The 14,440-nt window shown below is 63.4% G+C and carries 15 protein-coding genes; 1 reads left to right on the forward strand and 14 read right to left on the reverse strand.

Annotation, left to right across the window (positions count from 1 at the left end; translation table 11 throughout):
* Positions 1–16 precede the first annotated feature (16 nt).
* The 10 genes from K6T56_05500 to K6T56_05545 form a co-directional block, all read right to left on the reverse strand.
* Positions 17–442: a cytochrome c gene (locus tag K6T56_05500; GenBank protein MCL6555798.1), complete on the reverse strand. Its 426-nt coding sequence runs from the start codon at positions 440–442 to the stop codon at positions 17–19.
* 106 nt (positions 443–548) lie between these two features.
* A complete protein-coding gene (locus K6T56_05505) occupies positions 549–2,276 on the reverse strand; it encodes a nitrite reductase (GenBank protein ID MCL6555799.1) in 1,728 nt (575 codons plus the stop codon).
* Positions 2,162–3,364, reverse strand: coding sequence for a heme d1 biosynthesis radical SAM protein NirJ (gene nirJ, locus K6T56_05510; GenBank protein ID MCL6555800.1), 1,203 nt, complete (start codon positions 3,362–3,364; stop codon positions 2,162–2,164). Before nirJ ends, K6T56_05505 begins: the two co-directional genes overlap by 115 nt.
* Before the next feature lie 7 nt (positions 3,365–3,371).
* Positions 3,372–3,869 (reverse strand): AsnC family transcriptional regulator, encoded by a 498-nt coding sequence (locus K6T56_05515; protein ID MCL6555801.1) that lies wholly within the window; start codon positions 3,867–3,869, stop codon positions 3,372–3,374.
* The gene (locus tag K6T56_05520) at positions 3,866–4,309 is read right to left on the reverse strand and encodes an AsnC family transcriptional regulator (protein ID MCL6555802.1); all 444 of its coding nucleotides are present in this window, start codon (positions 4,307–4,309) and stop codon (positions 3,866–3,868) included. Before K6T56_05520 ends, K6T56_05515 begins: the two co-directional genes overlap by 4 nt.
* Positions 4,309–5,304: an Lrp/AsnC family transcriptional regulator gene (locus tag K6T56_05525; protein MCL6555803.1), complete on the reverse strand. Its 996-nt coding sequence runs from the start codon at positions 5,302–5,304 to the stop codon at positions 4,309–4,311. The genes K6T56_05520 and K6T56_05525 overlap by 1 nt, the downstream gene beginning before the upstream one ends.
* The gene (locus tag K6T56_05530) at positions 5,301–6,467 is read right to left on the reverse strand and encodes a protein nirF (protein MCL6555804.1); all 1,167 of its coding nucleotides are present in this window, start codon (positions 6,465–6,467) and stop codon (positions 5,301–5,303) included. The genes K6T56_05525 and K6T56_05530 overlap by 4 nt, the downstream gene beginning before the upstream one ends.
* On the reverse strand, positions 6,457–6,801 hold the full coding sequence (locus tag K6T56_05535; protein MCL6555805.1) for a cytochrome c: 345 nt from the start codon (positions 6,799–6,801) through the stop codon (positions 6,457–6,459). The genes K6T56_05530 and K6T56_05535 overlap by 11 nt, the downstream gene beginning before the upstream one ends.
* Positions 6,802–6,833: 32 nt before the next feature.
* On the reverse strand, positions 6,834–8,582 hold the full coding sequence (locus tag K6T56_05540; GenBank protein MCL6555806.1) for a nitrite reductase: 1,749 nt from the start codon (positions 8,580–8,582) through the stop codon (positions 6,834–6,836).
* Positions 8,583–8,641: 59 nt separating this feature from the next.
* Positions 8,642–10,348, reverse strand: a complete 1,707-nt coding sequence (locus K6T56_05545; GenBank protein ID MCL6555807.1) for a 4Fe-4S binding protein — start codon at positions 10,346–10,348, stop codon at positions 8,642–8,644.
* A 299-nt stretch (positions 10,349–10,647) separates the two neighbouring features.
* On the opposite strand from K6T56_05545, the gene K6T56_05550 reads away from it, so the two are divergent.
* Complete coding sequence (locus K6T56_05550; protein MCL6555808.1) at positions 10,648–11,814, forward strand: nitronate monooxygenase family protein; 1,167 nt, start codon at positions 10,648–10,650, stop codon at positions 11,812–11,814.
* Here K6T56_05550 and K6T56_05555 read toward each other — a convergent pair.
* The 4 genes from K6T56_05555 to K6T56_05570 all read right to left on the reverse strand — a co-directional run bounded on the left by K6T56_05555 (position 11,783) and on the right by K6T56_05570 (position 14,387).
* Positions 11,783–13,087: a permease gene (locus K6T56_05555; GenBank protein ID MCL6555809.1), complete on the reverse strand. Its 1,305-nt coding sequence runs from the start codon at positions 13,085–13,087 to the stop codon at positions 11,783–11,785. The genes K6T56_05550 and K6T56_05555 overlap by 32 nt on opposite strands.
* 5 nt (positions 13,088–13,092) lie before the next feature.
* On the reverse strand, positions 13,093–13,323 hold the full coding sequence (locus K6T56_05560; protein MCL6555810.1) for a DUF2249 domain-containing protein: 231 nt from the start codon (positions 13,321–13,323) through the stop codon (positions 13,093–13,095).
* Between the two features lie 3 nt (positions 13,324–13,326).
* A complete protein-coding gene (locus K6T56_05565; protein ID MCL6555811.1) occupies positions 13,327–13,767 on the reverse strand; it encodes a hemerythrin domain-containing protein in 441 nt (146 codons plus the stop codon).
* Between the two features lie 65 nt (positions 13,768–13,832).
* Positions 13,833–14,387, reverse strand: coding sequence for a Crp/Fnr family transcriptional regulator (locus tag K6T56_05570; protein MCL6555812.1), 555 nt, complete (start codon positions 14,385–14,387; stop codon positions 13,833–13,835).
* Between the last annotated feature and the right edge of the window lie 53 nt (positions 14,388–14,440).

Below are 14,440 nucleotides of genomic sequence, written 5' to 3' on the forward strand. Positions count from 1 at the left end.
ACTATTGTCACCAGTGTCAACCCTCGATGTTGGGCGGCCACTTCTCCGTGTTGATTTCGGAGGTGTATTGCAAAAATGCCACGAGATCATCGAGCTCCTGCTCCGTCAGGTGGAACTGGGGCATTTGGCGCCGGCCCGGCACGCCCGTGGGCTGCGCTTTGATCCAGGCTTTGATGAACTCGGCGCCGCGCCGTTTGTAGACGTTGCCCAGTTCAGGCGCAAAATAGGCCCCCTCGCCAAGGAGGGTGTGGCAGCCGATGCAATTGTGTTTTTCCCATACCAGCTTGCCCCGGGCCACGGCCGGCGTCAGATTGGCACGATTGTCGCGCCTGGGCAGAGCCGAAGTGGTGTCGAAAGTGAGGGCCAGAAAAAGCAAAAACGAAAACACCGCGGCACCCCAGAAAATGTTGCGCGCCGTGGACTTAGTAAAGGACTCGCTCATCGTTTCCTCCGCGGGTTGCGAGTGGAATCGTTTGTTACATAGGTTAGAGGCCGAACGTCTTTTTCACCTTGACCTGAGTCAAGGGTTGCCGCTGCCACGTTGCGTGTCAGTGGCTGGTTCCGCTGGAGCGGGTGATCTTGTTGTATACGTTGTACTTTCCGGACGGCTTGCTCATCGGAATGCGCGTCACTTCGCCCAGGGTGGCGGCGTCGTAGACGATGAGCGCACCATCCTTTTCCCACAGGCTCACCAGGGCGTAGCGGCCATCGCGGGTGAATTCCACATGGGCTGCGGTCTTGCCCGGGGCGGGGATGAGGTGCGTCACGACTTCCAGGCTGCGCTTGTCGATGATGGTGAGCGTGTCCCGTGCGGGGCTGAGGAAGCTGTCGGCCCACGCATAGGGGGTGTTTTCGTGGCTGCGCAGGAAAAAGCCCGGTCCGGCCGTGGGAATGCGACGGATGACCTGCCAGGTTTTCATGTCAATCACGCTTACCACACCGGCACGCAGATTGGGGGTGGCCATCACCGGTCGTCCTTCCCATTCCCAGGTAATGCCAGAACCCAGATGGGGCAGGCCAGGCAGGTCCAACTCTGCGATTTTGCGGCCGATGTCCAGATTCACCACCTGGCCCCGGCCAGCCGTGCGCGAAGTCCCCATCAGGTGGGTATAGGTGGCATCGAAATAGAAATCGTCCAGCACCTCGTCAAGAAGGATACGCCGCACGGGGAAAGGTCCCTTGTCGGCCAGCGCTTCCGCCATGCGGTAGTCATGGACGAGTCCGGGATAGACTGGTTCGTGGCCTTCGCCGTAGGGGATTTCCCACACCTCCCTGGCATCCTTGAGGGCAACGATGAAGCTTCTTCGCGGCGCGGCGTCGTAGACCGCGGATACGCGGGAGGGCCGGCCGTCCGCGTCCGCCACCGGGATCAGCTTGAGGGGAAGGAGGTTCCTGGCATCCAGCACCACGAGAGTCGGCGGCAGCGTATTGCCCACCAGGACGTAGCGCCCGTCGGCGGAGACGGCGAGGTTGCGCGTGTTGATGGCAGCGCGGATTTCATGGGTGGGGGTCAGATTCCAGATGTCGAAGCGGGTAATCCATCCATCGCGCGAAGCCAGGAATACATAGCGGCCGTCGGGGGAAAACTTCGGTCCGCCATGCAGGGCGAAACGGGTCGGAAAACGGTGGATGGGTCGCAACCGGTCGCCGTCGAGCAGGGTGGCATGATGGTCGCCCGTCTCCACCACCAGGAACAGGTTCAACGGATCGGCATCGAAGCGGGGTCGGTCCGGCAGGCTGCCGGGCTTAACATATTCGATGTGGGACGCCTTGATGTCGCTGATGATCCAGCGGGGAGGGTTGTCCGGCGGACTGTAGATGAAATCGGCGAGGGCCTCGATCTCCGCCGCCGCAAGTCGTGAAGCGAAAGCGGGCATTTGGGTGGCAACGCGCCCGTCGCGGATGACCTGCACGGCGTCCCCTTTGCGCAGGCGCTCGAGGTTTTCCGGCAACAGGGCCGGCCCGCTTCCACCCAGGCGGTCGGCGCCGTGGCAGTTGGCGCAGTGCCGGGCGTAGAGACTTGCAGGGGATTCGGCGGCGGATGCGGGGGCTGCCGCGCTAACCAGAATGCCCACCAGGCAAAAAAGCAGGGGGAAGGGCGAACCCTGATGCCGGCGTGAGCAGACGATGGTTTTACGGGCATCGCGAGCGATCCGGATGTTCACGGTTTCATCATCCTGCGCAAGGGAACGTAAGGGGTGACCGCCAGCCGCTCGCCACCGCTGGAGACGCCAATCTCCTCGTCGGTGAGGTAGCAAGCCGGGTCTTCCTGCCATGGATCACCGGTCAGTTGCCAGGCACGCACCCGCGTGTTCCCGCCGCAGATGTCGAACCACTGGCATTGCCCACAGCGGCCTTTGATCTGGCGCGGTCTGCGCCTGAGGCCGGCCAGGATGGGATCGCGCAGGTCGGTCCAGATTTCCGAGAACGGCCGCTGCCGCACATTGCCCAGGGTGTAATCCCACCAGAACGTGTCGGGATGAACGTTGCCCAGGTTATCGATGTTGGCGACATGGACGCCACTGGCATTGCCCCCCCACTGGGCGAGTCTGGCCCGCAGGTGCGCGGTGTGCTCGGGAAAATGGCGCTGTGTCCACAATAGCAGGTAAACGCCATCGGCATCGTTGTTGCCGGTGACGAATTCGGCCGGCCGTCCTTCCACCAGACGGCGCCAGCAGGTAGCGAACAAAAGGTCCATTGCCCGCCGGGTGGCCTGATGGATGGCATCGTCACCCCGGTGCTTGTTGCCGCGACCGGCATAGTTGAGATGGGAGAGGTAGAACTTGTCCACTCCTTCGCTTTCCATCAGGCGCAGCGTATCAGGCAGATCGGCTACGTTGTCGCGGGTCAGGGTGAAGCGCAGGCCAACCTTGATGCCCGCCGCCCGGCAGAGGCGAATGCCCCGCAGCGCGGCGCGGAAGGCACCGGCCTTGCGGCGAAAACGGTCATGGGTTTGTTCCATGCCATCCAGTGAGATACCCACGTAGTCAAAGCCCACTCCGGCAATCTCGGCGACATTGTCTCCGTCGATCAACGTGCCATTGCTCGACAAGGCGACATAAAAGCCCATGGCCTTGGCACGGCGGGCAATGGTGAAAATGTCCGGACGGAGAAGAGGCTCACCGCCGGAGAGGATCAAGGCGGGAACGCCGAATGCCTTCAGGTCATCCATGACGGCGAAAATCTCCTCGGTCGTGAGCTCGCCTGGAAAATCCCTGTCCGCCGAAATGGAGTAACAGTGCTTGCAGGTGAGATTGCAACGGCGGACCAGATTCCAGATGACGACCGGGCCCGGAGGCTGGTGACGCGCACCGAGGGGCGTCGGCCGGAGGATTTCCTGCATGTATTGGGTGATGCGGAACATGCCAGTATCAGGTATAAAGACGCAGACCGGTCTTCTTCAGGATACGGGTGCTGTAGAGCACCTCGTGGCCGCGGCAGTGAGTGCCAAGGCGTTGCTGGATGATCCTGATTTTCTCCTCCACCTCCTCCCTATTGCGGCCGTGCACCATGGCGAACAGGTTGTAAGGCCAGTGGGGCGGAAGCCGGGGCCGCCGATAACAGTGGGTAACGAAGGGCAGGGCGCCCACCTCCTCTCCCAGGGTATCCACCACCTCGTCCGGAACGTCCCACACGCTCATGCCGTTGGCACGATAGCCAAGGGCATAGTGGTTGGGAATGGCGCCAATGCGCCGAATGACACCCCGCTCGAGCATGCGTTGCAGCCGCGCCATCACCTCCTTTTCGCTCAGCCCAAGGGCCGTGGCGATCGCCAGATAGGGGCGGGGAAGCAAAGGCAGACCGGCCTGGGTGGCCTGCACGAGGCGGCGATCGGTTTCATCAAGGAGCAGGCGGTCAGGGGCGTTCATACCGTGAGCTTCAAGCCGACGAAATATTCCCGAATGCGGGGCAACAGGTGGACCGAAAGACCCGTTTCGCCCTCGATGCGGCGGACAACCTCGGCGAGCGCAGCCGCTGTTTCCGTGGCGATGACAAACCACATGTTCAGCCGGTGGTCGCGCGCGTAGTTGTGTGCCACTTCCGGATGCCGGTTCACCTGCGCTGCGACCTCGTCGAAGCGCTCGGCCGGTACCGCCATGGCGGCGAGGCAGAGTGCACCGCCCATGGCTTCGGCGTTGTACAGGGGACCGAAGCGGCTCAGGAAACCGGCGGCGATAAGACGGCGGATGCGCTCGATAACCGTGGCCTCGTCGCAGCCGAAGCGGGCCGCAACTTCAGCGAAGGGGCGCTCGGAGATGGGGAAGTCGCCCTGCAAGGCATTGATCAGAGTGCGGTCGAGCGCATCCATCACGCCATCCTCGCTGCAGAATCCCGGTGCACGTAGCGCGCCCCGGTCTGTTTGAAGCGGCGCCGGCTGAACAGGACGGCCTGCGGGTAGGCGGTAAGCCCCCAACGCTGGTTCAGTTCGGCGAGACGCTGTGCCACGGCGTCGCGGTCCCTGCCGTGGATCATGCAAAAGAGGTTGTACCGCCAGTCGGGCAGACGACGGGGCCGCCGGTAACAGAGGTTGACCAGACCGCTGCCACCGACACCAGTGCCCACGTGATCCACTACGCCGTCGGGCACGTCCCAGACAGCCATGGCGTTGGCCTGAAAGCCTAGCTCATGGTGGCGGACCACCACGCCGAAGCGCTTGATGACACCCGCCGCCTTAAGCCTTTGCAGGCGGGATAAGACCTCGGATTCCGCCATGCCAATGTGGTGCGCAATGTGGGCGAAGGGACGGGGCAGGAGGGGCAGACCGTCCTGAATGGCGCCGATGAGCGCGTAATCCCCGGCGTCGAGCGGTGCAGGGGGTGCGGCCTCGGGCAGGGACTCACCATGGCTCGTGGCCACCCGCGCACGCAAATCGAAGCCGAGGTCGATGTGGTATTCGCGTTCCAAAGGCAGGCGCAGGGGCGCAAGCCCGGTCTTTCTGACGATATCGGCGAACACCTGATCCAGACCTGCGCTGTCGGCGGCGGTGACGACGAACCACAGGTTGAAATGGTGCTCGCGCTCATAGTTGTGGTTGACCTGGGGCAGGGCGCTGATGACGGCCGCGACCTCCTCCAGCGCCTGCGGCGGCACACTCAGGGCGGCGAGGGTGGAAACGCCCACCCGGTTGGGGCGCAAGACGGCACCGATGCGGCTGATCAGGCCCTGCTTCATCAGGGTGCGCAGACTGCGGATGACCTCCTCGGCGCGCAACCCGAGTTGATCGCCAATGGCATGAAAGGGCGCAGGCACGAGGGGAAAGTCGCGCTGGAAATCATTGAGCAACTGGAAGGTGAAATCGCTCATAGTCCGATCCGGTGGGCACGATGGGTGAAGAAAATCCCGCTGGGGCTTTTCGCCGGCAGACTGCCGAGCAATTCGAAGCTGTAGCTGTCGTAGATCTGGATTCGGTCATCGTCACGACAGGACACCCACACCGCCTCTCCGCGGGGGGTGAATTCCATGTGCAACACGGCGCGCCCCGGCTTCAGGGTGGCGACGATGCGGCGGCTGGCCACGTCAAGGATCTGGACGGTGTCGTTGTGCGGGGGGGCGAAATTGAGCCAGACATGGCGTCCGGCGGGGTTGGCCACAGCGAACACCACCTGGCCGGCTACGGGAATGCGGGCGAGTTCCTCCCAGCTCTGCGCATCGGCGAGTACGGCTTCGTGCCGACCGACCTCCGGTAGGACGAGGACATTGCCGCTCGTGGCCCAGCCTTCCAGGTGGGGCATCTTGAACACGGGCAGCTTTTCCCCCTTACGGCCCACACTGGTGAGGACACGCCGCACGCCCGCTGCGGGCTGCCAGAGGTCGAGTAGCGCCACGCCATCCTCTCCGAACAGCCCCGCCGCGTAAAAGCGGCCATCGGCGCTGATCATGCCGTCATAGGGTTCGCGACCCATGGCGGGATATTTGCTCAGTCGCGGCCGGTGCGGATCGCGCACGTCGGCCACCCAGATTTCCCCGGCTTCGAACAGGCTGAAGATAAATCGCCGACCGGGGGCGTCCACCAACCCCACCACCTTGGAAGGTCGGCCATCGGCACCGACGGCCGGGATCTCGGCGAGCAGATGCAGGTCGTCGGCGGCAAAGATTTTCACACCCCCTGGCGTGTAATTGGCTGCGGCGATGAGCCGTCCATCCTGCGAGATCGCGCCGCCGATGCTGTTGCCGCTTTGCAGGATGCGATGTGTCACCTTCAGGGTCAGCAGGTCCACCCGGCTGAGACCCCCATCCCGGCCGAAGATATAGGCAAAGCGGCCATCGCGGCTGAAATTGACCGAGGCATGGGAAAGATCGCCGAGTCCTTCCACCCGCCCGAGGGATACCCGGCGGGAGGTGTCCACCACCTGGATGCTGCCGCTGGCGCGCTCAATGACCACACCGAGGTCGCCAGTGCCCCGCAAGGACGTGCTTGCGCAGCCGCCCAGGAAGAGCACAAGCATCAGCCACCAGTCAGGGCGCATCGGGAAACCCCTCCTGCAGCCTGGAAACGATCCATGCCGCGTCAGCTTCGGACAGCAGCCCCGCCCACGGCGGCATGGGCGTTCCCGGACGTCCACGCAATACCGTCTCGATCAGGGCAGCCACCGGTCTGCCGCGCAGGGCGTCTGCGGTGAGGGCGGGACCCAGCCCGCCCGTCAGATGCAGGCCGTGGCAGGCGCCGCAGTCATGGCGGACAAGGCGGATCAAGGCGGCCCGCCGCATGTCATCGGGAGCCGGCTCTGTCGTTGCCGCCGGAACGCCCGGAGCAAACAGTCCCAGCAGAATGGCAGCGGTGAAAAGGCGTCTGGGTCCCATGGGCAAAAAGGGGCGCGGTGGCGCCCCTTCCCTCAATAAATGTCGTGCTGGGTGTTGTAGACATTGAACTTGCCCGTCGGCGTGATCAGGCGCGGATCTTTGATCACCGCCTTGAGCTTGCGTGTCTTGTCGTCTAGGACGACGATGGCCGACTGCTGGGTCTTGCTGTTCCAGACCGAGAACCACACCTCGTCACCGGCCTGGTTGTACTCGGGCTGCACGACCCGCTTGGGGCCCTCACCGAGGTTGGCCATCTCGGCTACCTTGATGATCTGGGGTGGCTTGTCCAGATCCGTGACGTCATAGACGGCGACGGACTGACTGATGGTGGGATCGGGATTGAGGGCGGTGTCCACCCACAGGTTTTTCGATTTCGGGTGCGTTTTGATGAACAATGAGCCGCCGCCCTGCCCTTTGAGCGTTCGCACCACCTTCCACGCATATTGGGGATGCTTGACGGGGTCGGTGCCGATCACGGCGATGGAATCATCGCCGAGATGCCCGGTCGCCCACACCGGGCCGTACTTGGGATCGACGAAGTTGGCGCCGCGACCCGGGTGGGGGATCTTGCCCACGTCGACCAGCGTGACCAGCTTATCCTCCTTCGCGTCGACGACAGCGATTTTGTTGCGTTGATTGGCGGCCACCAGGAAATAGCGCTTGCTCGCATCCCAGCCGCCATCGTGCAGGAACCGCTCCGTGCCAATGGCTGTGACCTTCAGATTGTTGATGTCACTGTAATTGACCATCAGCGTCTGCCCGGTTTCCTTGACGTTGACCACGAATTCGGGATGGAAATGGGAGGACACGATGGACGCCACCCGCGGCTCCGGATGGTATTCCTGGGTATCCACTGTGTAGCCACGTGTGGAAACAATCTTGAGCGGCTCCAGAGTGTCGCCCTTCATGATCACGTACTGCGGTGGCCAATAAGCGCCGGCAATGGCATATTTGTCCTCGTAGCCCTTGTACTTGGAGGTGTCCACCGAACGCGCCTCCAGGCCGATCTTGATCACCGCCACGTTGTCTGGAACCTTCATCCACAGGTCGATGAGGTTGACCTGACCGTCACGCCCGATCACGTACAGATAGCGGCCGGAATGGGAGAGGCGGGAAATGTGAACCGCGTAGCCGGTCTTGACGATGTTGATGATTTTCTTGGTGTCCCCATCGATCAGGGCGACTTCCCCCGTATCACGCAGGGTCACGGAGAACAGGTTGCTCAGGTTGTAGTTGTTCTCCTGCCTTTTTGGCCGCTTCTCGGGGGGTACGAGAACCTTCCAGGTTTGTTTCATCTCCTTCATGCCGAATTCGGGCGGCGTGGGCGGTTCATGCTGGAGAAAACGGGCCATGATGTCCACGTCGCGCTCGCTCAGCTCTCCGGAGGTACCCCAGTTCGGCATGCCTTGGGGTGAACCGTAGTTGATGAAGACCTTGAGATATTCGGTGCCGCGGGCCAACGTGATGTCGGGCGTCAACGGTTTGCCCGTGGCACCCTTGCGCAGCACGCCGTGGCAGCCGGCACAACGCTCGAAGTAAATCTGCTTGGCGCGGGCGAATTCCTCTGCGGTCATGGGTGGCGCTTTGGGGGTGACGACCTCTCGTGCCTCCTCAGGCTTGATGGGTACCGGCGCACCCTTGTAACGGAGTTCGGGCTCTGCTGTCCCCGGATGCCCGGAGGGGGGCGCGTCAGCGGCGAAGGCGACAGGAGCGGCGAGTCCCACCAGGGCAATGCTGGCGGCGATGATGCGAATGCGTGGGCGCATGGGTGTTCTCCTCATAAAATGGATAAGGGGAGCAGAGTATCCTGATAGAAAGCTAGACCGGTGCCGGACCGTCTTCATTGATCTGGATCAAGAGTTCCCTTCTTTTCCCCAGTGTCGACGCGCACGGGGATCACCTGCAGGTCTCCGGTTAGGGGCTCGCCCATACCACGCGCGAGTTCCCGCGCCCGTCCCCCGCGTTCGCGGCGTTTGCGCCGCTCCACCAGGGGCGGACATTTGTTTTCGTCGTAGAAAGTCACCTGGCAATCCAGGCAGTGGTGACACTCGTTGACGACAATTTCCCCCGTGGCCCGGATGGCCTGCACCTCGCACTCCACGGCACACACCTGGCAGGGCTTGCCGCACTCCTTGCGTCGCCGCAGCCATTCGAAGGTATGGAAACGGCCGGGGATGACCAGTGCCGCCCCCAGGGGGCAGAGGTATTTGCAATAGGCCTTCCGGTTGAACAGGCCGATGGCGATCACCGCCAGGGCAAACAGGACGTAGCCCCACTCCCTTTGAAAGCGAAGGGTGATGGCGGTCTTGAACGGCTCGATTTCGGCACCCTGGATGGCCCAAGTGATGGACTGCAGCGACAAGCCGAAGAGGCCGATCATGATCACATATTTGAGGGCGAGCAGCCGCTCGTGCACCACCTGCGGCAGGGGAAGGACCGGCAGCCGCAGCCGCTGACCCAGTTGAAATGCGAGCTCCTGCAGGGCGCCGAAGGGACACAGCCAGCCGCAATAGACGCCTCTCCCCCACAGGAGGAGTGTTACCGCGACGAAGGACCAAAGGAGGAACAGCACGGGATCGATGAGGAACGTCTCCCAGCTGAACTGGTGCATGACCGCGTGCAGAAAAGTGAAGACATTGAGGATCGAAAGCTGGCCCAGGGCGTACCAGCCGACGAACAGGAGGGTATAGGTGAGGAACGCGAGGCGCAGCCGACGCAGCAGGCGTGGATGACGCGCCAGGTAATCCTGGAAGAGGAGGATCCCCGTCAGCACCGTGAGCCCCAGGCCAAGGAGGATGATCTCGGGAATACGCTGTCGCCAGACGATTTGCCAGAGGGGTGGCTCGGCTTTCCCTTGTGCCGTGGTGGGCACCTTGGGCGGGATGTTTTCGCCCGCTAGCGGCAGCGGAGCCGGCGGCGGTTTGGCGGCCCGCGGCGGAAGCCGGGCAGGGGGCGTTTCGCGGGCCGGCTTGGCAGGGGGAGCTGGCGGGGCCATGGCCCCCGTGGAAAGAAGCGGGGCCTCCTCGGTGACCCCGGCGGCGCTGATGCCCCGTGAAGCCGCCACCTGCTTCACCGCCCGGTTGATCGTGGCATTGATCACCATCATGGTGATGGTGGCGCCGGAAATGGCATCCACCGTGGCGTGGCCCGGGGAACGCGCACCCACCAGAATCCGCCCGTCTGCCGGCTTGCCCCGGTACTGTCCGATGAAGGCGGAGAGGCGTGCCTCGCTCACCCCTGCCGCGAGGATCGGTTCCTCGTGGTGCAGGATGCGCACACCGCGCAGCCGTCCCTCCGTCTCCAACCCGATGAGGAGATGGATCGGCCGCCCTGAGTAGCCGGGAATCTCCACCACATCCGCGGTGGAGAAGACATAACCGATGAGGCGCTCCCCCGCCGCCTCCTGCACGTAAACGGCAGCGGCCGGCGGGCTGCCCTCAACTGCCCCGAAGCGTTCTGCCTCCGGAAACAGGCTCGCCGCCTCCGGGGGAAGGGGACCCAGTTCCACACCGGCAGCGATCCGGGGGAAGCAAAGCAGCGCCAGCATAAGCAATCGGCAGAGTGTCACGGACAGACACAGCGAAATGCGCCGCCGGAAGCGGGCCTGTCCAGATGGGACCTCTGCCCGGCCCTGTTTGCAGCAGGCGGCTGCGGCGAGAATCAGGTTTTCACCATAGACCATCTCCCGACTCCGTCAAGGTGTTTGCCCTCGTTCCGAGCTTGGCGCTTGCGGACTGCCGCTGCCTTGATCCAGCTCAAGGTGTGAGACGATGGTTCACTCGTCTCCAGATAAAAGGAGTACGATATCCGGCTATCTGCGCATTCTGCGGCGGGGAGGGACACACCATGGAGGATGTCACACTGCCTTGTTTCCATATCCGGGGGCGGCGGCTGCTGCCCATCGTGCAGGGCGGCATGGGGGTGGGGGTGTCGGCGCATCGCCTTGCCGGCAGCGTCGCCCGCCTCGGCGCCCTCGGCACTATTGCCAGCATCGACCTGCGTCACCACCATCCTGACCTCATGGAACGTGGGCGCCGCTGTCGCGACAAGGCCACGCTGGACGAACTCAACCTCATTGCCCTGGATCGGGAGATCAAAGCCGCGCTGGCGCTCGCCCAGGGGCGGGGCATGCTCGCGGTGAACGTCATGAAGGCGGTCACCGAACATGCCGCCTTGGTTCGGCAGGCCTGTGTCAGCGGCGCCCACGCCATCGTCATGGGTGCCGGCCTGCCCCTCGACTTGCCAGATCTGACGGCGGATTTTCCGGAGGTGGCGTTGATCCCCATTCTGTCCGACGTGCGCGGTGTGCAAATCGTGCTCAGGAAATGGCAGCGCAAGAATCGTCTGCCCGATGCCATCGTGATCGAGCACCCACGCTACGCCGGCGGACATCTGGGGGCGACCCGGCCTGAGGAGATCAATGATCCCCGTTTCGATTTTCCCAACGTTCTGCAGGGGGTGTTTGCTCTGTTTCAGCAAATGGGCCTGGAGCGGGAGCGGATTCCCGTCATCTTGGCCGGTGGCATCAACAGCCATGAAAAAGTACGTGAGTTATTGGCGATGGGGGCGGCGGCGGTGCAGATCGGGACGCCTTTCGCAGTCACCCTGGAAGGAGATGCGCATCCCAACTTCAAGAAAGTCCTGGCAGAAGCCCGCCCGGAGGACATCGTCACGTTCATGAGCGTGGCGGGGTTGCCTGCCCGTGCTGTGCTGACGCCGTGGTTACGCAATTACCTGAAGCGGGAGAAAAAGCTGCAGGCATGTGCCAGGAGCGACCGCAGCCGCTGTGCCTCGGGACTGCACTGCCTCATCGCGTGCGGCCTGCGCGACGGCATCGCCCGCGCCGGCCAGTTTTGTATCGATGCCCAGTTGGCGGCAGCGTTGCGTGGCGATATCAATAAGGGTCTTTTCTTCCGTGGCGCAGAGCACCTGCCCTTTGGCACGGCCATTCGCAGCGTGGAGGAGCTGATGCGCTATCTGCTCACGGGCTGGAAGCCGGCACCCCTTGGCTGAGGCGGCGCACATGGAGCCGGTAGCAACGCCAGGCGGACAGGAGGTTTGCGCCCACCTGAGCAAAGGACAGGGCGCCGACGAGAAGGGCGGGATAGAAGAATTGGCGCAGGAAACAGGCGGCCAGCAAAAGAATGAGTGCAGTTTCGTGGGTCAATGCCTGACGCCTGGCAGCGGTCTCGGCAATGACCTGTTTCATATTGGGTGTCGTTCCCCGCGGCGGGTGTTGGCTTTGCAAATGCAGCCAGACGAGGAAGGGAACGATCTTGTAGAGCATGCCATTGACCGCCGACCAGGCAAAACCCATCAGCCAAAGGATGCCAAGCACAAGCGGCTGCCGCGGGGATGCGGCAATAGGTGGCGCCATTAGTCCCAACAGCCATACTGCGCCGCTTGCCAGCAGACTGACCATGGCGACGCGCCAGAAACGCAGGGTGATGTCCGGCAGAGGCCGGCGCCGTTGCCGCTGCAGCCGCAAGGTTGTGGCCGCGAAGAGGGCGAAGCCGGCGAAGAGGATCATCGTCGCGCCACGAGTCAGCCACTCGAGTTCGAAGCTGCGGCCCAGGCTGAATGCCGCCAGGCCGCCAGCCATGAGCCAGCCCAGGCTGCGGGTGAGGGCAGGGGGGTACGGCGGAGTCATCTGGAACATGGGCACCACCTGGTAGGCCACCCCGACCACCAGGATGCCGATCCAGCCCAGCAGCCCCCATCCCAGGTGGATGTCGGCAAGGGTGGGCAGCGGCAGACCGGTGCGGCCGGCATAGGTCCAGGCAGCCAGCAGCCCAAGGCTCACCGTCAGGGCGAGTGCGGCAAGGGCAAGCCGCATCGCCGTGATGGTGGGGTTTTTCGCCGCGGCACTGGCCATTGCCGACAAGGCGACGCCCACGAAGGCAAAGAGTGCCAGGGCAAGGGGTGCAAGCGCAGCCAGGAGGATCTCTGTCCGCCCGGCGGTGAAGCCCCACGCCAACAACAGGACGCCAAGCATGAGCGGGGGCTGGATGAGCCAGGCCAGGCGGTTCGGCCGGGTGAGTGCGGCGCCGGCCACCACCGGCAGCATCTGCATGAGGGCGCCGATCATGCACATGGCCAGCACCCCCAGGGTCAGGAGATGGGTGGCCGCGACAGCCGAAGGATCCCAACGCGAGGCCAGTGAATCGGGGCCGGCCATCGCGAGCATCAGCGCAGCCGCCACGCCGAACCACGGTGCCACCAGGAAAAAACGCAGGGGAACGGAAATCGGCGGCGCCTGTTCGAACAGCAGACCTGGGACCGCCATCGGGATCAATCTCGCCAGATGAGGACAGCGAAGCTGCCGTCGGGCAGGGCTTCGGTCTGCCGTCGATAGCCCCAGCGGTCCAGAATGGCGTAGAGGGGAAAGGGTTCCCGTGGCAACAGCACCCGCAGACGTTCGGCCGGCTGCAGCGTGTCCAGGGCTTCCAGCGTGCGCTCCAGGGGTTCCGGCGGTTCCAGTCCGCGTGCGTCCAGGATGCGCTCCGGCGGCAGGTTCGTCATGATCTAACCAGCGATTGTTTCCATGCGTGCGAGCAGGGCATCGCTTTCCCGGGCGAGCAGCCGGTCACACATGGGATAGAGGATTTGCTCCTCCTTGAGGTTATGTTGCTGCATGAGAACGAGCAGGGTCTCGGCATTGCCCGCGAAGCCTGTTGCGTCGCAGCGCTCGATGGCCTCGCGCAGGGCGTCGATGAGCTCGCGCATTTCGGCATGTTCCAGGCGCATCACGCGGGTGGGACCCTGATTGTTGCCCGTCCGGGCCTCGAAGGCGGGGAAAAGCACCTCCTCCTCCATGGCGAAATGACGTGCCATGCGCCCGGCAAAGCGGGAAAAGGCGGCTTGCGCGCCTTTCCAGTCACCCGCCGCGGCGGCCTGTTCGGCTTCGGCGAAAGATTTGTCACAGTCGGAATGGTCGGCGGCAAGGTAGCCGAGAAGGGATGCCATGGGTGTACTCCTGTAAACAGGATGCACATCGTCGACCAGAATTGCCGCTGCTGCCTTGACGACGATCAAGATCCGCCGTGGTGGCGGCGCAGCGCATCGACATCGTGGATGGTGATACGGCGGCCTTCAACCTTGATCAGACCAGCTTCGGTGAGGTGGTGCAGAATCCGGGAGAACGTCTCGGGCGTGAGATTCAGGCGGGAGGCGATCACCTGTTTGCTGGCCGGCAGCTCGACCACGACATGGGGGTGGTCCAGGCATTCGTGTTGCAGCAGATAACCCACCACGCGCTGTGTCCCCGACATTGAGCAATAGACCTCCATGTCGTGGATGAGACTGTGCAGCCGCAGGGAGAGGCCGGCGAGCATTTTGCGCGCCAGTGCCGGATTTCTGTCCATGGCCTGGAACAATGCGTCCTTTGCCACATGCAGGACGAAACTGTCCACGAGGGCCTGGGCGGACACTGGGTAGGGTTTCTCCATAAACATGACGGCCTCGCCAAAGCTTTGGCCGGGCCCGATGATCTCCACCACCTTTTCCGTGCCGTGGGCGGAGGGGAAGGCCAGCTTGATCTGGCCGTGGGCCACGATAAAGAACGCGGATTCAAGTTTGAAGTGCAATTTTGATTAACGGGTAGGTGGGTCAGAATGTGCGAGCATTTTGCCCCATCAAC

This window comes from Burkholderiales bacterium (genome assembly GCA_023511995.1).
GTDB lineage: Bacteria > Pseudomonadota > Gammaproteobacteria > Burkholderiales > Thiobacteraceae > Thiobacter.